Source organism: Reichenbachiella sp. (assembly GCF_965223055.1).
In the GTDB taxonomy this organism is placed as follows: domain Bacteria; phylum Bacteroidota; class Bacteroidia; order Cytophagales; family Cyclobacteriaceae; genus Reichenbachiella.
In genome coordinates, this window is the sequence record NZ_CBDCVM010000005.1 from 436,073 (window position 1) to 457,255 (window position 21,183).

The window sequence follows — 21,183 nt, forward strand, 5'->3', positions numbered from 1 at the left end:
ATGATCAAAAAAATACTTCTTATTCTTGGGCTTATTCCCTCATTTCATCTCTTAGCGCAAAAAGACGCTTCGCTAGATCAATTTCCTGAGGCTTCTTACGAGCTAATGGAAGATCGGTTGAAATGTGTGGAGGGAAGTATTCCGCTCGTTTTCAATGATCGCATCAAATCTTTTATCGATTACTTTACTATTCGCGACAGAGAATATACAAAATCAGTTTTGGCGAATCGAGACCTCTTCTTCCCCATTTTTGAAGAAGCCTTGGCCGAAAGGGGAATGCCGGATGAATTGAAGTATTTGTCAATTGTAGAATCTGGACTGCGGCCAAATGCCATGTCAAGAGTAGGTGCAGCTGGCTTATGGCAATTTATGCCAGCCACTGGCAAATCATATGGCCTTTCTCAATCCTGGTACATCGATGAGCGAATGGACCCTTATGAAGCTACACAAGCAGCATGTAGATATTTGAAAGCCTTATACAATATGTTTGGAGATTGGGAGTTAGCATTAGCTGCTTACAATACAGGCCCCGGTAATGTCAGAAAGGCCATAAGAAGGTCTGGCTATAAGAAAACATTTTGGGAAATATATCGATACCTGCCAAGGGAAACTCGTTCTTATGTACCGCAGTTTGTGGCCATGATATATACACTCAACTACCTGGATGAGCACAATTTCATCCTTGAAGACATTGATATGAATTATCAGGTTGCTCATGACACGATTCATGTGAATGGATACATGCACCTTGAAACATTTGCTAATTTGACCAATCTATGTGTGGATGACTTGATCTCACTAAACCCACATATCATTCGTGGAGCTACACCTGACGGGACGTTGAATTTTCCACTTCGGGTTCCTGTAGATTTAGCTAGTCATATTAGAACGAACCGACTTTCCATTTTGGACTCAGCAAATAAAGTAGGCAAGAAAGAATTGGCGTATTTGGCAAGAAACTCACCAGGCAGTACTTATGGTCGTACACGCCAAATCTATAGGGTAAGAAGTGGTGATGTGCTTGGCACCATTGCACAGCGATATCATGTTCGTATTTCAGACCTTAAAAGATGGAACAATTTGAGTAGTAATATGATTCGAGTTGGTCAGCGTTTGAATATATGGACCTTACCGCATTATTCCTCAAAAACCAGAGAGACTTATGTGGTAAAAAATGTCCCTAAACCTGTTCCTGTGGTTGTGGGTGGTACTTATCACTTAGTAAAATCAGGAGAATCACTCTGGAGTATATCCAAGCTTTATGAAGACTTGAGTATAGAAAAAATCAAGAAACTGAATAACCTCACTTCATCAAATATTAAGCCTGGTCAAAAATTATTAATTAATATGTGACTTTTGGCAAAAGCCGGATTAGTACTAAAAGCATTCAAATCTTATGACATTAAGAAATATACAATTTCTCTTCATTTTACTAATCTCAATATTAACCGTAGGCTGCAGTTCAGACAATAGCAAAAATGGAGGTAGTAAATCTCATTTGCCTATAGCACGTGGAGAAGCCAATGCCATTCTGTGTGTAATGGACACGTCTCAATGGAATGGCCCACTTGGAGAGGCTCTTAGAGAAATATTCTCAGTTTATGTTCCAGGCTATCCCCAAGACGAGCCCTATTTCAAATTGAGAAACATCAATCCGTTGAAGATGAATAACATTCTCAAAACTGGCAAGTCTATGATTTTCGTCAGTACCATGGATAATCAAGGTGCTCAAAGTAGAGCGATGCAAAACTATTTTACCTCTTCATCCTTGGAGAAAATCTTAAAGGATACGGCCTTGTATCGATTGCCTCAAAAGAATCAGTTTGCTCGAGGACAGGAAATTCTACATCTATTTGGTCAGACCGAAAAACAATTAATTGGGCATTTGAAAAGAGATAAAGAAATCTTGAGAAACTATTTGCTGAATATTGAAGATAAAAGGATTTCTAAATCCATTTTCAAAGTACGCGAAAAGCAGATTGAGAAAACTATTAGGGAAACTCATGGCTTTGATGTCCAAGTGCCTTACGGGTATGACTTGGCGAAAAATCAGAGGGATTTTATCTGGATTAGGCTATTAGATCCTGATTATGAAAAGAATATTTTTGTTCACTATAGACCCTTTAATTCCAAAGATCCTTTTGATGACGTACTGGCATTTCGCGAAGAAATAACATCTTCTTATATGCGTGATGTTCAAAAACCTGAAATCTTTATGACGCTGCAGAAGGAGAATATGAATATCCGAGAAGTGAACTTTAAAGGAAAATATGCCAAAGAAGTTCGTGGACTTTGGAAGCTCAGCGATATATCAGGTGGAGGGCCATTTGTAAGCTATGTGTTTGTAGACGAATCTCAAAAGAGAATGTACTATCTGGAGGGTTATGTCTATGCGCCATCCAAGGATAAACGCGAGTTTATGCAAGAAATAGAAGTGATCATAAACACTTTTCGTTCTGGAAAAGAATTGAAATAGTTGCCATAAATATGAAGCATTAGTTGCTCATAACTTAATGCCTGTTTTCTAGTCCATTTCTCGTAGAATTTCCGCAATTTTGAAGCTTGGTTTTTGCTCATTAGCATTCCCCCATTTGCTCAAAAACCAGCAACATTATTAATCCACGAATTCTACCATGAGTTTAAAAATAAGAAAGAAAGACGCACTAGATTTTCATTCAGACCCTATTCCAGGAAAAATTGAGGTTACGCCCACAAAACCTCTGGCCACACAACATGATCTGGCCTTAGCCTATTCGCCTGGTGTAGCAGAGCCATGTCTCGAAATTGCTGATGAAAAAGAAAAAGTATATAAGTATACAGCCAAAGGAAACCTTGTTGGTGTTATTTCCAATGGCACAGCAGTTTTGGGTTTAGGAAATATTGGTCCCGAAGCCTCTAAGCCTGTGATGGAAGGAAAAGGTGTGCTATTCAAAAAGTTTGCAGGAATTGATGTTTTCGATATTGAAATCGATGAAGAAGACCCAGATGAGTTTATCAAAATCGTCAAGTCTCTTGAACCTACATTTGGAGGGATAAACCTTGAAGATATTAAAGCTCCTGAGAGCTTTAAAATAGAAGGAGAACTTCGAGAGCAAATGAACATCCCTGTGATGCACGATGATCAGCACGGCACCGCCATTATTTCCAGTGCAGCATTATTAAATGCACTCGAGGTGGTAGATAAAAAAATAGCGGATATAAAGATCGTAGTGAATGGGGCCGGTGGAGCAGCTATTGCATGTACTGATTTGTATGTGAAAATGGGTGCTACCCGAGAGAACATCGTGATGCTGGATAGCAAAGGTGTGATCCGAAAAGACCGCGAAAATCTGGATGCGATGAAAGGCAAGTATGCCACGGACAGAGATATTTCAACGATTTCTGAAGCCGTGAAAAATGCGGATATGTTCTTGGGACTATCTATGGGCAACGTGCTCTCTCCTGAAGATTTGTTATCCATGGCCGATAAGCCTATAGTTTTTGCCTTGGCTAATCCAGATCCCGAGATAGCTTATGACCTGGCCATGTCTACACGTGATGACATTGTGATGGCCACAGGTCGTTCTGATCACCCTAATCAGGTAAACAATGTATTGGGCTTCCCATATATTTTTAGAGGAGCATTGGACGTAAGAGCTACTGCGATCAACGAAGAAATGAAACTGGCGGCCGTCCGAGCGCTGGCCGAAATGACCAAATTGCCGGTGCCTGAGATCGTATCAAAAGCCTATGGCGAGAAATCGATCAAGTTTGGCAAAGACTATTTGATCCCCAAACCGTTAGACCCAAGACTAATTGCTAATATCTCGTCTGCCGTGGCTAAAGCTGCGATGGATTCGGGAGTGGCCAAAACTACTATCGACGACTGGGATGAATACAAAATCGAGCTAGAAGAACGAGTAGGGGCGGAGAAGCGAATCATATCACGTATTATTTCTGCTGCTAAAAAGAATCCTAAGCGCATTGTTTTTTCAGAAGCGGATGAAGAAAAAATATTAAAGGCCGCTCAACTTGTAGCTGACGAAGGAGTGGGTGTTCCAATTTTACTAGGGAATGAAAGAAAAATCAAAGGCCTGATCAAAGAATTAAACCTTGATTTAGATTGTGAAATCATCGACCCATTTTATCAGACTGAAAAGTTAGAATCCTTTGCCAAAATTCATTTTGAGAAACGCAAGAGAAAGGGTGCTACGATTAATCAGGGAAGGCATGATATGCTAGATCGTAATTATTATGGATCAATGATGGTGGAGACTGGTGAGGCAGATGCTTTGATTTCTGGCTTGAACAGCGACTACCCGAATACCTTAAGACCAGCCCTCCAAATCATTGGAGTCGAGTCTGGTTTTAACAGAGTGGCAGGCATGTACATAATAAGAAACAAGAAAGGCACCTTCTTTTTGGCAGATACAACGGTGAATGTCAATCCTGATGTGGAAGCCTTGGTTAATATCATTGAGTTGACGCATAGGGCCGTAAAATTCTTTGGTTTTGAGCCAAAAATGGCGATGCTTTCATATTCTAACTTTGGTTCAGCAAAAGGAGATGTGCCAACTAAAACAGCAAAGGCAGTTCAAATAGCTAAGGAGAAATGGCCGGAAATGACTATCGATGGAGACATCCAGGCTAACCTGGCGATGAACAAAAAATTGCTGGCAAAAACATATCCGTTCAGTGATTTGGCTGGGCATCAGGTAAACACATTAATTTTCCCTAATTTGTCCTCTGGAAATATTGCGTATAAACTGCTCATGGAGATTGGAGCAAGTGAAGCGATAGGGCCTATTCTAATGGGCATGAAAAAACCTGTGCATGTATTGCAAACAGGCAGCTCAGTTAGGGAAATATACAACATGGCAGCTATTGCCGTGGTTGATGCACAGGCTACCGCCAATAAGAAGAAATAAATGATTGCATATCTGGAAGGAAAACTTGTAGAAAAAGATCCTACCTATATCATTGTGGATGTAGGAGGTATGGGCTATCAAGTCAAAATTACGCTCAACACTTTTAGTCAAGTCAAAGCGTTGGACGCTTGTAAGATTCACACTCATTTACACGTTAAAGAAGATAGTCATACTTTGTATGGCTTCTTTGAAGAATCTGAACGCAAGCGTTTTTTACAACTGATTTCTATATCCGGAGTGGGACCTTCCACCGGATTGATGATATTGTCATCTCTTTCACCTGAAGAAATTCATTCGGCGATTGTAAATAGTGATGTAAAAACTATTAGTGGGGTAAAAGGAATAGGTCAGAAAACGGCTCAGAGAATCATACTTGAGTTGAAGGACAAAATGAGTAAAGAAGAACTGGAAGGTCATGCACCAGTGATTTCACTTTCTTCGGGCAATACGCTCAAATCGGAGGCGTTATCGGCACTAACAACTTTGGGAATTAATAAAGCAGCAGCAGAAAAAACTATAGATAAAATTATGAGCGAAACCGCGGAGCAAGTGAGTCTAGAGGAATTAATCAAATTAGCTCTGAAAAGAGCCTAAAACAGCATAAAAAGAGTTTGAGTAGAATCAAATTCCAAATAACACCTACCTTTTTACTCGTTCTCCTTGTGGGAATGCTGGGATCATATTCGACATATGGTTTTCAACAGGTGCCAGCAGACTCCATCAGCGCCGATTCTGTTATCAATCAAAAATACGAACCGTCTTACCGTCCTACTTTTAGACAACAAGATCGATTCGGAGACCCTTTTTCAAATACACAAAGCCCATCTCCATTGCTACTAGAAGATCCGGCTTCCATGCAGCTAGATTTGGAAATTGATACGGGCATGAATTACACCATCTACGAGCGTGTAGGAGCACTAAATTATCGCCCTAGATCGACCATGACGTTTGAAGAATTCAACCGTTATCAAGATGCAGAAATGAAGAAGGAATATTGGCAAAACCGTTCTTCCGGTCTTGATGGAGAAAGTGCAGTGAGTGGAAGGAGGCTCATCCCCAAATTATATATAAGCCCAATTTTCGATAGAATATTTGGGGGCAGCTATGTGGATATTGAACCCAATGGATTCGTGAACCTGGATTTTGGAGGGCGCTGGCAACGCATAGAAAATCCCGCCATTCCTATCAACCAACAAAGAAATGGTGGGTTCAATTATAATCAGCAAATCTCGATGAACGTGGTGGGGAAAGTGGGCGAAAAACTAGCCATTACCGCAAACTTCGATAATAACAACTCTTTCGATTTTCAGAATAATTTGAAGGTAGAGTATACAGGGTATGAAGAAGATATAATTAAAAAAATAGAAATAGGTAATGTGAGCATGCCCGTTTCTAACTCCTTGATGACTGGCGGACAAAGTTTGTTTGGGATCAAGACACAGCTTCAATTTGGTAAGCTTTACGTTACTGCTTTGGCTTCTCGCCAACAAGGCAAATCTCAAAGCAAAACTTTTCAGTTTGGTGCTGAGGGTCAGCCCTTCAGTTTGAGAGCGGCAGATTATGATGAACGACGACACTTCTTCCTGTCCCATTTCTTTCGAGACAATTATCAAAACTGGCTGCAAGACATACCTCAGGTTACTTCTGGAGTCAATATCACCAGAGTAGAGGTGTATGTGGTGAATACCAATAATGAAACCGCGAATGTTCGAAATTTTATTGCATTTACAGATTTGGGAGAGGGTGAGGTTGAAAATATTCAAAATAGCATACAATGGGGCAATACTGCTCAGGGAGATCCAAGTGACAATGAGGCCAATGGCCTTTGGGATTATATCAATACCAATGAATCTCAAGTAAGAAACATTTCTACTGTTGAAACATTTTTAGGAAGTGCGGCTTCTGGAAATATGATGGTAGGTACAGATTTCGAAGTGCGGCCAACCGCGCGAAAACTTGACGATCGAGAATACAAGTGGCATTCAAAGTTGGGATATATCAGCTTGCAACGAAAGCTACAAAATGATGAGGTGCTGGCGGTAGCTTTCGAGTATACCTACAATGGACAAAGTTACAAAGTAGGTGAACTGTCTGAATCATATAATGGACGTCCGGATGACGATCTAATATTTCTGAAAATGCTACGCCCTGGTCGGATAAACACTGAGATTACTACTTGGGATCTCATGATGAAAAATATCTACTCTTTAAATTCTCCAAGAATTAATCAAGAAGGCTTTGAGTTAAGAATCAATTACCGAGATGACACGAAAAACTATGATGCACCAAATCTAAATGAAGGGGTGAACACCAATAATGTACCCTTGATTGAATTGCTTGCGCTAGATCAATTGAATGTAAATGGTGATAATCAAAAAGATGGAAAGTTTGACTTTATACCTGACGTCACATTCGACATTGATAATGGGTATGTGATTTTTCCTGTATTGGAACCTTTTGGTACTACACTTGAATCCAAATTTGAGTCTAGCGAGCAAAGGCTAAAAGATCAATATGTATTTCAGGATTTGTATGACAAATCCAAAATCGATGCTCAACAGAATATTGCAAAAAATAAATTCTTCCTAAATGGCACTTTTTCTTCCAGTGCAGCAGGCGTCTATCCGCTGAATGCTTTCAATATAGCCAAAGGATCAGTGAGAGTTACGGCTGGTAGCCAACTGCTCGCTGAAGGTGTCGATTATCAAGTCAATTATAATACAGGTGGTACAATAACAATACTAAATCAAGGGGTAATCGCATCGGGCAAACAAATCAATGTTTCTTATGAAGTGGACGATCTATTCAGTTTCAGATCGAGGTGGTTGACCGGGGCAAGATTGGATTATCGTTTTTCGGATAAAATCAATGTTGGGGCGACCGTTTTTCACTTAAGCGAAAGACCAGGAGGCGTGAGTCGATACACGGCCGGCAATGAACCTATCAAAAATACGAAATATGGTTTTGATGTGAATTATCAAGAAGAATCTCGGATGCTCACAAAAATGGTGGATGCGCTGCCACTCATAAGTACCAAAGAAAAATCGACGGTTACTTTCAATGGTGAATTTGCTCAACTGCTGCCAGGAACGTCTAATAAAGTAAATGGAGAAAGCTCCTCATATTTGGATGATTTTGAAAGTGCAGTAACTCCATACAACATAGCCGGTGGGCATTTGCCATGGAAACTTGGATCAACCCCTGCTCGTTTTCAAGACGATTCAAGCCCGCTTGCTGATAACTACCGAAGAGCGAAAATGGCCTGGTATATTATAGATCGGTCGGCATTCTATCTAAGCGGAGGGAACAAACCTGATAACATATCAGACGAAGACCTTCGAAACCACTATGTAAGGCCAGTACTCCCACAAGAGATTTATAAACAACAAGATCGCCAAGTAGTGAATACCAACTTGCCAGTGTTTGATATTGCCTATTACCCGCAAGAGAGAGGTCCATACAACTATAACCCCAATTTAACACCAGATGGCTTGTTATCAGATCCACAGAACAACTATGGTGCAATCACGCGAGCTATTACTGGCGAGGTGAATTTCCGTCAGAACAATATGGAATACATTGAATTCTGGATGATGGATCCATTTATCCAAGGTGAGCGAGGAGTGGTTCATGATGGAATTGTTAATACCAATAATCAAACAGGAGGAAAGCTAATATTCAATTTAGGAGATGTATCTGAGAATTTGCTGGAAGGAGGAAAACATGAATTTGAAAATGGTTTACCTCCAGATGGTAGCCTTGAGAATACTGAACCAACAGCCTATGGAAAAGCCACCACGCTGCAATACCTGACTGAATTTTTTGATAATTCAACATCTTCCAGGCCTAATCAGGACGTTGGATTGGATGGACTGAAGTCTGAAGAAGAAAGAGCACAATTTGGCTCTGTTATAGGTCTGGATGGAATGAATGCAGTTGGTCAGGCCAGAACGAGAGATGATGTGGCAGCTGATGATTTCGAGTACTTCCTCAGTGACAACTATGATCAGCGAAATGCAAAAATTTTGGAGAGGTATAAGAAATTTAATGGAATAGAAGGAAACTCCCCCATCGGTGCAGGAACAAATGGCTTTACGGCATCAGCCACAAATTTACCTGAAAATGAAGATTTGAATAAAGACAACTATATCAACACTTTAGAAGCTTATCGTGAATTTGAAATAGACCTTAGGGCTGACGACCTCCAAGTGGGTAAACACAATATTGTTGATAAGGCGGTGAGTGACGAGGCCACTTGGTACTTGTTCAGAATACCCATCAATCAACCCACAAGGACCGTAGGTGAATACACAGAAGAATCCAATAGATTCATAAGAATGTATATGACCGGTTGGCAACAGCCAGTCGTTTTGAGGATGGCAAAAATGCAACTGGTAGCCAGTCAGTGGAGAAAATCTGTAGAAAACCTGAAAGATCAAGGATTTGATGTGTTGCCTGAAACAGGCACTTCCGATTTTGAGGTATCTGTAGTAAACATTGAAGAAAACAGCTTACCGGCTGACGGTAAGCCACCCTATGTGTTGCCGCCTGGTATCACCAGAGATCAGGATAATACCACTACCATATCTCGACAAGTAAATGAGCAATCACTCAAAGTATGCGTGGAAGATTTAGAAGATGGAGATGCACGAGCAGTTTACAAAGAAGTATCACAGGACTTGGTCAATTATGGGAGAATCAAGATGTTCTTTCATGCGGAACAATACCTTAACAAGACGATAAATGATGACGATATGACTGGATTTCTTCGATTGGGTTTAGATCAAACGTCTAACTATTACGAAATTGAAGTGCCCCTCAAAATTACTCCAGACAATGCAGCCCCATATTTAGACACGGATGTGTGGCCCGAGGAAAATGAAATTAATATAGCACTCAATGAATTATATGGTGTAAAGGCTGCCAGAAATGGAAGTGATGTAAATGTGGAAGATGAGTTTAGCCGACAATCTACAGATGGGAAATATAGATTAACAATTGTTGGAAATCCTAAACTCAACAATGTCACAACTATGATGATTGGGGTGAGAAACCCTAAGACTGAAGATAATGCAGAGCCTCAATCGGTCTGTATATGGGCCAATGAAATGCGTTTGACGGACTATGATGATGAAAAGGGCTGGGCCGCCAATGCTCGAATGAGTGTGAAGCTGGCAGATTTTGCTACCATCAATGCGGCTACCAGATACACTAGTGTTGGTTTTGGAGGTATCCAGGACAATATATCTCAGCGAACCAGAGACGAATCCATAGATTATGATTTGTCCATGAATATGAATGTTGACAAACTAATACCATGGAATACTGGAATCAAAATTCCAATGTTTGTTAGTTATTCGAAGTCTAAACAGACACCTAAATATGACCCTTTGGATCCTGATATTCCGCTAGATGCGTCCGTACTAAAATTTGATGACCAACAACAAAGAAATGAATACAAGGAGAAAGTAATTTCTCAGACCGTGAATAAGAGTATCAATTTCATCGATGTGCATAAGGAAAAAGTAAAACCAGATGCGAAAAGCCATGTGTATGATATCGAAAATTTCTCTTTTAGTTATGCCTATTCAGAACAGAAATCTAAGGATGTAAACACAGAAAGTGATTTTAGAAAAGAATATGATGGCAATGCGTCGTACAATTATAGTCCTCAACCACCATCAATAGAACCATTCAAAAATTCAGAAGCGCTTTCCAGTCCATATTTGAAACTGATTAAGGATATCAACATTTCACCTCTACCAAATAATTTTTCAGTTAGGGCATCTATGAACAGGGTGTTTAGAAAAAGACAGCTAAGAAATGCAGACCTGACCACTACAGGAATTGACCCTAACTTTGAAAAATACTTTACTTTCAACCGGACCTACAATGTGAGATGGAGCATCTTCAAAAGCTTGAGCTTAAACTATAATGCTACAGCAAATGCGATAATAGATGAGCCAGAAGGAGATATCGATACGCAAGCCAAACGGGATTCTATTTGGAATAACATCAAAAAATTCGGTAGAATGAAAAATTATAACCAGAGTATCGGATTAAATTATCGTTTGCCATTGGATAAGCTACCACTGACTGACTGGATAAGTGCAGACTATCGCTACAATGTGGATTATCGCTGGACTGGCGGCAATATTGGACAAGTTGAAGAATTTGGAAATATTTTAGAAAACAGTCGTACAAGAGATTGGAATGGGAAGGTTGATATGATCAAACTTTACAACAAGTCTAAATATCTAAAATCTATTAATTCCCCTTCTCGTTCCAGAAGTAGCTCTACACGGTCACGAGCACCTGCTCGTGTAGACACTACCAAATCTTCTGGTGGTGCCGGTCTCAAAGGGTTCATGAGGCTGCTCATGTCTCTGCGCTCAATTAATTTGACTTATGGTCAAAGAGAGGCAACCAAATTACCAGGGTTTATTCCGGTGCCCTATTTATTCGGGATGGATCGAGATTTTAATGCTCCAGGTTCGGCTTTTATCTTTGGTAGCCAAGATCCGAATATCAGATTTAAAGCTGCAGAAAATGGCTGGTTGGTTGAAAATGGAAAGCTAACCACTCCATTTGTTCAGAGTCGTACGGTAGATCTAAATATTCGTGCGAACATTGAACCATTCAAAGATTTGAAAATTCAACTTGACGCGAAAAGATCTGAAACAAGTGCCTATCAGGAAATCTACCGCTATGATTCCGTTGCTCGAGAATATAGATCTCTGACTCCATCGAGGTCAGGTAGCTATACCATTACATTTCTTCCAATAAAAACCTCTTTTGTAAGAGACCATGGAGAGAATATTAATTCGACATTTGAAAAATTTGTGGAAAACAGAGATGTTATACGTCAGCGTCTAAACTTATTGAACTCCAACGGTGAGTACGATATCAACTCGCAAGACGTTCTGATTCCTGCATTTATAGCAGCCTACACAGGAAAAAGTGCAAGTAGCGTGAAATTGACACCTTTCCCAAAAACACCAGTTCCGAATTGGAGAATTGATTATGCCGGTCTGAGTAAAATACCAGCACTAAAAGAGGTGTTTGCATCAATAAACCTGACCCATGCATATGTGTCTACTTTCAGCATCACAAACTATACAAATTCGCTCCTATACGACAACCCAGAGGCTTTAGAACTAAAGAACAGCATACTGGACTATCCTATGGCCACTTTGCCTGGAGAAAATGGTGCACTTTCCCCTGTGTATGTAATTAATCAGGTAGACGTAATAGAAAGATTCTCTCCTTTGATAGGTATTAATATTAGAACCAAAAGTAAAATCACATCGAAAATTGAATACAAGAAAGAAAGAAGCCTTTCATTGAATCTTTCTAACTCACAAGTAACAGAAATGAGCAGTAATGACATTGCATTTGATTTTGGGATTACTAAAAGCAAAATGAAAATTCCATTTAAAATCAAAGGAAGGACATCTACATTAAACAATGATCTTCAATTCAGGTTCACTTTTACAGTCAGAGACACTAAGACCATTCAGAGAAAAATAGAGAATGTACAAACCATTACAAATGGTAATATCAACTATCAAATAAGGCCAACAGTAAGCTATGTTGCTAATCAAAAACTGAACATCACGATGTATTTTGAAAAAAACATCAACGAGCCCAAAGTTTCAAATACTTTTCCTAGGTCCTCATCAGCATTTGGTATCCAAATGCGTTTTAGTTTAGCGCAATAAATTTCGCATATTTCTGGATATAATAATCTTATAAGATTGCTAATTGAATTGCGAAAATCGACGTATTTTTGGAACCATAATTAAACAAAATCGATTCAAGATGAATATTCCTGAAAACTTACTTTATACAGAAGATCACGAGTGGGTAAAAATCGACGGCGATGTCGCTACTGTTGGTATTACGGATTTTGCTCAAGGTGAACTTGGAGATATCGTATATGTAGAAATCGAAACTGAAGGCGAAACGATTGCCAAAGGCGAATTATTCGGAACTATAGAGGCGGTGAAAACAGTTTCTGATTTGTTCATGCCCATGTCTGGTGAAGTGGCAGAATTCAATGAAGAGTTGGAGTCTGAACCTGAAATTGTAAACTCTGATGCTTATGGTGACGGTTGGATGATCAAAATCAAGCTTTCGGATATGAGCGAAAAAGACGGATTACTTTCGGCAGATGCGTATAAAGAATTGATTGGGAAATAATTCCATCAAAATCCATATTCAAGAAATTAGCCATAGGATGGACTGGTGCCATCCTATTTGCTACACTCTCTCCTTCGGACGGTGAGCCGCTGTTCGAAATTCCCATTCCACATTTTGATAAAATAGTCCATTTCGGACTATTCATGATTTATGCTGTTTTTGCCGGGTTATCGCAAGACCTAAAAAAGGGCCTCGTGATTGGACTATTGACCGGCATTTCCTTAGGAATATTTACTGAGTGGATGCAGTCCTATGTACCAGGTCGCCAAACAGACATATATGATGGTTTAGCAGATGTCAGCGGAACCTTTTTTGGACTCCTTTCGGTATATATAGTTAGTACCAGAGTATCAGATACTTAGGAGCGGTCTTGTCAATTGTTGATTTATTGTGGATTAATTCTGCTGAAAAAAAATGAATTCGCATAGATATAATCTGGACTTTAGTATATTTGAAGTTGCTATTAGAAAAGAAATTTTATTTAATTAAATAAGCATGGAGCACAAAAAAAATCCAGACATCTCTCTTGAGAGAAAAACAGGGATGTTTTTTAATATTGGACTTGCTGTCAGTTTATTGCTAGTCATCACTGCCTTTGAGTGGAGATTTTATGATGATGGAGGATTAGTTGATTTGGGTCAAGTGGATGATGATTTTGAGGATATCATGGAGATACCTCCAACCGAGCAACCACCACCACCGCCACCAAAGATTGAATTGCCTAAGATTATTGAAATTCCTGATGAGGAAGAAATCGAGGAAGAGATCGAAGTGGATTTGGATGTAGAAATTACAGAAGAAACAGTCATTGAAGATATTGTATTCGAAGAGGCTCCTGAAGAGGAAGTGGCAGATGAAATTTTTGATATCGTTGAAGACCAGCCAGGACCTCCGGGTGGAATGGCAGCTTTTTATAAGTACGTAGGTAAGGAGATGAAATACCCTAATCAGGCGCGTAGAATGGGTATCGAAGGAAGAGTGTTTGTTCAGTTTGTGGTTGATAAGTCTGGAAACCTTACTGAAGTAAGAGCGATTAAAGGAATCGGTGCTGGATGTGATGAGGAAGCAGTAAGAGTATTGAAAAATGCTCCGAAGTGGACTCCAGGTAAGCAGAGAGGTCGTCCAGTAAAAGTTAGAATGATTCTACCTATTACGTTCAAGTTGAGCTAATAGAAATTAATAAGAAATAAAAAACCCTGATGTCGAGATACTTATCGAGACATCAGGGTTTTTTTGTGTCCTCATTTTGGGTTAAACCTGAAATATGCAGCTCACTGGTTACTAGTTATTTGTGATTGAGTTAATTTTCAATGGGTTACGTTGATGTCTTTTGTTTACAGTAAAAACCAAAATCAATCTCCTATTAACTTAATAACTGATTAACCATTAACTCCGATTTTGCCAATGCACAAATCGGCTTAAACTACATTCAGCACTTGCTCTTTGATTTTTTCTAGTTCATCCTTCATATCTACCACCAACTTCTGTATGTCTGAATTGTTCGCCTTGGACCCTATCGTGTTGATCTCCCGGCCCATTTCCTGACTAATGAACCCGAGCTTTTTTCCCTGTGATTCTTTTACTGCCAATGTTTCGTGAAAGTAGGATATATGGTTTTGCAATCGAATAATCTCCTCAGCTATGTCAAGTTTCTCGATATAGTAGATCAATTCTTGTTCGAAACGATTGGGGTCCGACTTATCAGAAGCCGCTAATTCAGATAAGCTTTCATTGATACGATCTTTGATAGCCGTAATCCTTTCCGGATCTTTAGCTTTGATAAGTGTTAGTTTTTCGTCTATTTTCTTTGCAAATGTTCCTAACGCTGCTTCAGCGGCTTGGCCCTCCTGCAACCGAAATTTTTCACATTCTACAAGAGCCTGATGGATCAATGTGAAGAGTTGGTCTTTGTCTACAAGATCATTGGATGTGTCAGAATATTCGAATATGTCTGGCTGCCGAAGTACTTCTTTGATCAAATCTTTTTCCGACAATTCAGTAGCTGGTACTACCGAGCGCAATTGTTTTTTGTAATGCTCAAATAAAGATTGATTCAATATACCCGCACTCCCAATACCGTTTTTCAATGCTATGTCAATGTTGAAATTGACTTTTCCTCTAATGATTTTATCTGTGAGTATTTTTTTTATCTCATTTTCGAAAGCAGCTACTTCCTTGGGCAACTTGGTGGAGATGTCAAGAAATTTCGAATTCAACGATTTTATTTCTACATCAATGCTCATTTGATCATTTTCAAATTTCGCATGTCCGTACCCTGTCATAGATTTAAGCATCTGCAATATTCGTTAAATAAGGCCAGTATAAAAAATGGAATGGGCTATAGGAATTATTAGAAATCGTAGCCTAAACTGAGGTAAAATTGCATATCTCCTACTTCATAATCTGCAATAGGCTTAGCAAAATCGAAACGAGCATAATACCCTAATAGTACCGTCCGGATTCCAAATCCATAACTTGCCAGCCAAGGGTTGTCAGATGTTCTGATAACCGCTTCGAAGGGAGAGCCTTCTCTTCTTACCACTTTGCTATTTACTTCGTGATCATCACTGAATGGGGATTTTCCAGTCCAGGAAGAGCCAAGATCATAGAATCCAATGGCTTGGAAATTCCTTAAGAAATTTGATTTAATGGAGCCTCGAGAGAAATATTTAATGATCGGAAACCTTAATTCAGCATTCATGGCTAATACATTAGATCCACTAAAAGTGTTGTAGTTGAATCCACGAAGGTTGACAAACTCAGTAAATAGGATGTCAGTGTTGTCCTTTGCATTGCTAAAATAAAGCGGTGATTCTACTTGGTCTGTGTTTTCGCTTTTATTAGACACCCAATTATCAATACCGCCTAGCATGTAGGTTTTAGGATTATTTCCAAATGATCGACCGAAGTACACACGCCCCGCAATGATTAATTCTCTAGAAATTTTTTGATAGCGTCGAAGGTCAATGGAAAAATTACTAAAAGTCAAGTCATTGTTTGAGACCGCTTGATAGTGTTCAAAAGAAATTTTAGCTCGGCTTCCTTCATACAAATTGAGGCCATTGGCCAAGGTGTTATCATATACCCAATGAGCCTTGAACCCTGCAAATGTATTTTTAGACTCCAATGCATAAGGTTCCTGAGGTGGGAAATTTCTTTGAAGCGCATCTGGGCTTAAATTATTAAACCTTGTAAGTGTAACAAATGGCTGAATATCAAATCTAGTCGCCACAGAAAGCGGCAGAGAAGCACCTAAAGTGAATGTGTTTTTTTGATATTTTTGAATAATCTCGTCACCGGCACCAGAGAAGTCAAATTGTTCTTTTAAATATACGTTTCTGTCATATCGAAACATTAAGTCGATGGTATATTTAAGGAATCGATATTCAGCAAAAAAGTCACCACTTTTTAAGTCTGTGATGGCCAAAAACCCACCGTAAAATTTATGGTTCTCGAGTATGTCATTCATTTCGTATTCCATGAGTATTCCAAAGCCACGGATTGGATCGATTTTGAATGTGGTGATGACATTATTTGATGAGAAGGCTGTTTCATAAGGATGTGGACCTGTGATACTCGGCTCCTTTTGCATTTTTTGGTAGGTAGTAAGAAAGGAGAAAGCTTGTCCATCTTCTTCGTCCTCTTCAGGTTCATCTTCAAATTGATAATCATCAGTGTCGATAAAGACATCATCATCATCTTCCTCTACTTCTATAGACTCAACCCCTTCACTTTCAGTGGAAATGTTAAACAAACCTTCCCCCATTTCAAGATCTTCAGTCGGAAGATCGTCTTTGTCTTGCTCCTCTCTCCTCTTTTTAATGAACTCCACTTGTTCAATCTGATTTCTTAAAGTAGGAGGAGTAAATGTAGTCTGATTGAGGTCATAATTTTCATGGAGATATATTCGAGATTTACCTTTGTTGAGCATCAGAAAGACAAGATCATGATTTTGTCTGTTGATATCATATTCCTGCAAACTGGCTCTGAAGTTAGAGACTTGATTATAAATGCCATTCGAAAAATTGTATTTGTAAAGGTTATATATTCCTTTTTGATCGCTTAGATAAAAGATGTTTTCTCGATCCACTGGCACGGGATAGTAATCATTGCTTAAAGTATTGGTGAGTCTTTGAACCACATTGGTGGTAGTGTCTAAATCATAAGCGAACAAGTTTAAAGTACTTGGTGCATCATTGATATTATCAAGTTCGAGGTTGAGCGTATCGCTCGTTCGATTAGAGCTGAACACGATAGCGTCAGTTCCAGGAATGAATTTTGGGTTCAGGTCGTCATATTTATCCCTAGTCAAACGCTTTACGGCATTTCTTCTCATACTGATCAAATACAAATCATTCTGACCTTGAATATCAGCACTCAGCACAGCCAGCTTACCATTATCATTAAACCCTATACCTTGAATCTGATTAAACCTAAGGAGAGACTTTCGTTGTTTAGACCTGGTCGGCACGTCATATGATACCAGATAATTAGTGCCATACCAATTTTGAATGATACCTAGTTTAGACTCAGTGATCCATTCAATAATAGGTAATTCGAGTGTTACTTCTTGATTGATTACATGATATCCCCCTCGTAATGCTGTTTTTTCTCTTCCATTTTCTAGGTTTCTCACATTCACCGTATACTTGCCGCGATAGTTGTTTACATATGCCAGATACTTTCCGTCAGGGCTCACGCGGACTTTGGTAAGTTTGGCCACCTTTCCCGTATTGTTTATGAGTTTATTTTCTTTCTCTGGTGAATCATACGCAGCATCTAAAGTTGCATTGGCGTTTCTATAATACTCAGCCCATTCATATTTGAATTGCTTGAAGGATATACCCAAGGAACTAGCTATGCTGTGCTCGGGATTTCTGATTATTCGTGTGAGATTGAGAATGTTGGAGATATTGCTTGGGCCGTACTTTACAGCTATATAATTCCAGACAGATTGCCCTACCATTTGCGCCCTTACATTTTCGAGTCGATTTAGTTTTTTGGTTTTTCTTTTTGTCAAAAAATCTCTCATATAATCGTCCATCTCAACACTCCAACCGTAGGCTGCGTAGTTGGCAGCCCCTCCTATAAACCACTCGGGCAAGTGGAGTAGATACGAGCTTTGAAACATTTCGGCCAAACTGCCTCCAAACATCATGTCATCTAGAAGCATTTTAGTTAGCCGATATTTCAATTCTTTTTTGAATTCTACAATGCTGCCAGGGTATGCGATTTCTACTTGAAGTTTAACAAATTTGGTTTGTCCAGCTATTGTAAAAGTGGCTCCATCTACACCAATATTGCTTTGTTTAAGGTCTACCGGAGAGTTGTAGAGGAAAATTTTTGTTTTTGAGAACGGAGCATAACCCAACATGTCTGTGAGTTTTTCATATTCTTCATCAAGGAAGTCTAGCGTCAATTTGGCATATTCTTCCCCAAGAGCATAATAGTGTATGTCGTAATCATCAGTGCTATAATAGTACCAATCATAGCTTTTGTATTGCACTCTGTTTTGGCCAAATACTTTTCTATGCTCCTGACCTTGAACGGTCAGAGTAGAAAGTAAAAGAATACCAATAAGTAATGCTTTCAAATGCATGCAATCAATTTTTGGGTTTTGTTGGATAATGTGAATAGTAACGGCTTATATCCATTTCAGCATCCAACGCCTCGCCTTCCAACAAATGGGCTGTGAATAGTTTTGAACACTCAGGGATCAATGAAACACCCTTAGAACCAAAACCATTAAAGATATAAATATGTTCATTATCTGGATGTTTTCCAATGAATGGACGGCGATCTTTTGTGGCTGGTCTTATCCCTGCTCTTCTTCCTTTTATTTGATATGTTTCGTTTAGCAATCCGCTCAATTTCTCTTTCAATTCATTTTGTCCAGCTTCGGTTGGTTGCATGTTGTCGAATTGGTGTTTGTAGGTAGAACCAACTTTTATTCTTTGGTTTTCAAATGGCAAAATAAAAACCCCTCGATTATAAATTGTCGTTGGCCTTTGATCCATTTCTATGTCCATTATTTCCCCCTTTACTGGATGGAAAGGCAACCAATGAAACCATTCAGATTGATGAGCCAAAATGCCATTACAGAATATTATTTTCTTGAATTTTAAATCACCGAAAGAAAGGTGATCCGAATGGCTCTTCAAATCCTGTTCATAAAACATTGTTTCCTGATAACTACCCTTATCGATTAAATATTTTTTATTGGCATCAAGGAGTTTAACAATATTGACATAACCAGCCTGATTCAAAAACAGGCCTCCAAAGGGGTCGTGTAGTTGGTGGGTATCAATGTTTGAAGTAGAAGTTTTATCTATATACGCTTTAAACTTTTCATCTGATTTTTTTGCTTCCCAATCGTTTTGATCATCTATGGCGAAGTATGGTCTATAGACCCCAATGGCATGAAAAAAATTTGAACCTAGGTGCTCTTCTAATTTTGGATAAAAATTGACTAACTCAGGAAATAACTGATCAGCCTTCCATGTTTTAAACATTTTTCTACCTGTAATAGGATTGAAAATGCCCGCAGCTACTGCCGAAGAATGGTTTTGATCCGGTTGATCTAAAACCAAGATTTTTTGCCCTTTTTTGAGCAATCTTTGTGAAAGTATGGCGCCTGCCAGCCCATGGCCAATGATTAAGTAGTCGTACATGTTATATTTGCGATTGAGCAATAATCCGACAAAATTGCGGACTTACTACTATTAAATATGATTCAAATTCAGAATTTTGTTTTCAATCCTTTCATGGAGAACACTTACGTGTTGTATGACGAAACCAAAGAAGCGATAGTTATCGACCCAGGTTGCTATGAACAGGCCGAAAAAGAGGAGTTAGCTGATTTCATTTCGTCCAATGAATTGAAAGTGGTCAAACTCATCAATACGCACTGCCATATTGATCATGTTTTTGGTAATGCTTTTGTGAAAAAAAAGTACGGAGTTGCGTTGACTATTCACAAAGAAGATGAAGCAACGCTCAAGTCTGTAGAGGTATATGCACCCGCCTATGGCTTTCAGAATTTTGAGAATACTGAGGCAGAAGAATTTTTTGACGAAGGAGATCAAGTGAATTTTGGTAATTCTACTTTAGATGTTTTTTTCACTCCTGGTCATGCGCCCGGTCACGTTATACTGGTTAATCAGGAACAGAATATTTGTATTGGGGGCGATGTGCTTTTTGATGGAAGTATTGGACGAACAGATTTGCCAGGAGGGGATTTTGACACCTTGATTAAAAGCATACACGAAAAAGTTTTTGCACTTGATAATGATACGGTTGTTTATTCAGGTCATGGTAGCACTACTACAGTAGGAAAAGAAAAAGTGTCAAATCCATTTTGTGCCTTGTCTAAATGAGTATTCGAAACTTTACCCCTAATGCACTAACAAGCCTTAACTTAGCTTTCGGCTGTTTCGCTATTGTGGAGATTTTTGAAGGGCGTCTAGAATCTGTCATTTATTATACTTTATTATCTGGGGTAGTCGATTTTTTCGATGGGTTTTCTGCTCGTTTATTAAAGTCTACTTCTAACATCGGTAAAGATTTGGATTCTTTAGCTGATATGGTTTCGTTTGGCGTAGTACCGTCTTTAGTTATGTATCAATTATTGCAAATCAGTTCTCCCGATATGCCCTGGAAGTATGTTGCCATTCTAATTGCTGTGATGTCTGGACTTCGATTGGCAAAATTCAATAATGATCAACGTCAATCTGATCGGTTTTATGGGCTGCCTACGCCTGCCAATGCATTTTTGGTTATCTCACTGGCTCATTTAGCCACGGAGGGTATTTGGTATGACGTGGTAAATAACTGGATGATTTTATTGGGCATTTCTATCGCTACTTCAGCTTTATTAGTAGTTGACATCCCCATGCTGGCCTTCAAATTTGATAAGTATGGTTGGAAGGGTAATGAAGCAAAATATGTGTTTCTGTTCATAAGTTTAGTAATGGGTATTTTTTTCCAGTTAGTGGCTGTGCCATTAATTATTGTCATGTATATAGTTGGTTCAATATTTGCACATCTGATTGCGCCGAAAGCATAGATACCAAAG

The 21,183-nt window shown here is 39.1% G+C and carries 13 protein-coding genes; 10 read left to right on the forward strand and 3 right to left on the reverse strand.

Features of this window, described 5'->3' with window-relative positions:
* From ACOQO5_RS04845 to ACOQO5_RS04880, 8 genes are all read left to right on the forward strand, one after another.
* Positions 1 to 1,353 carry a LysM peptidoglycan-binding domain-containing protein gene (locus tag ACOQO5_RS04845; RefSeq protein WP_420580560.1) on the forward strand — a complete coding sequence of 451 codons (1,353 nt, stop codon included), beginning with the start codon at positions 1 to 3 and terminating at the stop codon, positions 1,351 to 1,353.
* Positions 1,354 to 1,396: 43 nt separating this feature from the next.
* The gene (locus ACOQO5_RS04850) at positions 1,397 to 2,476 is read left to right on the forward strand and encodes a DUF4837 family protein (protein WP_420580561.1); all 1,080 of its coding nucleotides are present in this window, start codon (positions 1,397 to 1,399) and stop codon (positions 2,474 to 2,476) included.
* Between the two features lie 157 nt (positions 2,477 to 2,633).
* The gene (locus tag ACOQO5_RS04855) at positions 2,634 to 4,907 is read left to right on the forward strand and encodes an NADP-dependent malic enzyme (RefSeq protein WP_420580562.1); all 2,274 of its coding nucleotides are present in this window, start codon (positions 2,634 to 2,636) and stop codon (positions 4,905 to 4,907) included.
* A complete protein-coding gene (ruvA, locus tag ACOQO5_RS04860) occupies positions 4,908 to 5,501 on the forward strand; it encodes a Holliday junction branch migration protein RuvA (protein WP_420580563.1) in 594 nt (197 codons plus the stop codon).
* Positions 5,502 to 5,518: 17 nt separating this feature from the next.
* The gene (sprA, locus tag ACOQO5_RS04865; RefSeq protein ID WP_420580564.1) at positions 5,519 to 12,628 is read left to right on the forward strand and encodes a cell surface protein SprA; all 7,110 of its coding nucleotides are present in this window, start codon (positions 5,519 to 5,521) and stop codon (positions 12,626 to 12,628) included.
* Between the two features lie 100 nt (positions 12,629 to 12,728).
* Positions 12,729 to 13,109, forward strand: a complete 381-nt coding sequence (gene gcvH, locus ACOQO5_RS04870; RefSeq protein ID WP_420580565.1) for a glycine cleavage system protein GcvH — start codon at positions 12,729 to 12,731, stop codon at positions 13,107 to 13,109.
* 104 nt (positions 13,110 to 13,213) lie between these two features.
* On the forward strand, positions 13,214 to 13,471 hold the full coding sequence (locus tag ACOQO5_RS04875) for a VanZ family protein (RefSeq protein WP_420580585.1): 258 nt from the start codon (positions 13,214 to 13,216) through the stop codon (positions 13,469 to 13,471).
* Between the two features lie 133 nt (positions 13,472 to 13,604).
* On the forward strand, positions 13,605 to 14,279 hold the full coding sequence (locus ACOQO5_RS04880; RefSeq protein ID WP_420580566.1) for an energy transducer TonB: 675 nt from the start codon (positions 13,605 to 13,607) through the stop codon (positions 14,277 to 14,279).
* Positions 14,280 to 14,527: 248 nt separating this feature from the next.
* Here ACOQO5_RS04880 and ACOQO5_RS04885 read toward each other — a convergent pair whose 3' ends face one another.
* The 3 genes from ACOQO5_RS04885 to ACOQO5_RS04895 form a co-directional block, all read right to left on the reverse strand.
* The gene (locus ACOQO5_RS04885; protein WP_420580567.1) at positions 14,528 to 15,391 is read right to left on the reverse strand and encodes a YicC/YloC family endoribonuclease; all 864 of its coding nucleotides are present in this window, start codon (positions 15,389 to 15,391) and stop codon (positions 14,528 to 14,530) included.
* A gap of 68 nt (positions 15,392 to 15,459) precedes the next feature.
* Positions 15,460 to 18,708, reverse strand: coding sequence for a translocation protein TolB (locus tag ACOQO5_RS04890; protein WP_420580568.1), 3,249 nt, complete (start codon positions 18,706 to 18,708; stop codon positions 15,460 to 15,462).
* Between the two features lie 4 nt (positions 18,709 to 18,712).
* Positions 18,713 to 19,780, reverse strand: a complete 1,068-nt coding sequence (locus ACOQO5_RS04895) for an NAD(P)/FAD-dependent oxidoreductase (RefSeq protein ID WP_420580569.1) — start codon at positions 19,778 to 19,780, stop codon at positions 18,713 to 18,715.
* 57 nt (positions 19,781 to 19,837) lie between these two features.
* Here ACOQO5_RS04895 and ACOQO5_RS04900 point away from each other — a divergent pair, with 57 nt between their 5' ends.
* Positions 19,838 to 20,485 (forward strand): MBL fold metallo-hydrolase, encoded by a 648-nt coding sequence (locus tag ACOQO5_RS04900; RefSeq protein ID WP_420580570.1) that lies wholly within the window; start codon positions 19,838 to 19,840, stop codon positions 20,483 to 20,485.
* Positions 20,482 to 21,174 carry a CDP-alcohol phosphatidyltransferase family protein gene (locus ACOQO5_RS04905; protein ID WP_420580571.1) on the forward strand — a complete coding sequence of 231 codons (693 nt, stop codon included), beginning with the start codon at positions 20,482 to 20,484 and terminating at the stop codon, positions 21,172 to 21,174. The genes ACOQO5_RS04900 and ACOQO5_RS04905 overlap by 4 nt, the downstream gene beginning before the upstream one ends.
* Positions 21,175 to 21,183 lie beyond the last annotated feature (9 nt).

Coding starts and splice junctions, on each gene's coding strand:
- ACOQO5_RS04845 (WP_420580560.1), top strand. CDS start 1: ATGATCAAAAAAATACTTCTTATTCTTGGGCTTATTCCCTCATTTCAT.
- ACOQO5_RS04850 (WP_420580561.1), top strand. CDS start 1,397: ATGACATTAAGAAATATACAATTTCTCTTCATTTTACTAATCTCAATA.
- ACOQO5_RS04855 (WP_420580562.1), top strand. CDS start 2,634: ATGAGTTTAAAAATAAGAAAGAAAGACGCACTAGATTTTCATTCAGAC.
- ruvA (WP_420580563.1), top strand. CDS start 4,908: ATGATTGCATATCTGGAAGGAAAACTTGTAGAAAAAGATCCTACCTAT.
- gcvH (WP_420580565.1), top strand. CDS start 12,729: ATGAATATTCCTGAAAACTTACTTTATACAGAAGATCACGAGTGGGTA.
- ACOQO5_RS04880 (WP_420580566.1), top strand. CDS start 13,605: ATGGAGCACAAAAAAAATCCAGACATCTCTCTTGAGAGAAAAACAGGG.
- ACOQO5_RS04885 (WP_420580567.1), bottom strand. CDS start 15,391: ATGACAGGGTACGGACATGCGAAATTTGAAAATGATCAAATGAGCATT.
- ACOQO5_RS04890 (WP_420580568.1), bottom strand. CDS start 18,708: ATGCATTTGAAAGCATTACTTATTGGTATTCTTTTACTTTCTACTCTG.
- ACOQO5_RS04895 (WP_420580569.1), bottom strand. CDS start 19,780: ATGTACGACTACTTAATCATTGGCCATGGGCTGGCAGGCGCCATACTT.
- ACOQO5_RS04900 (WP_420580570.1), top strand. CDS start 19,838: ATGATTCAAATTCAGAATTTTGTTTTCAATCCTTTCATGGAGAACACT.
- ACOQO5_RS04905 (WP_420580571.1), top strand. CDS start 20,482: ATGAGTATTCGAAACTTTACCCCTAATGCACTAACAAGCCTTAACTTA.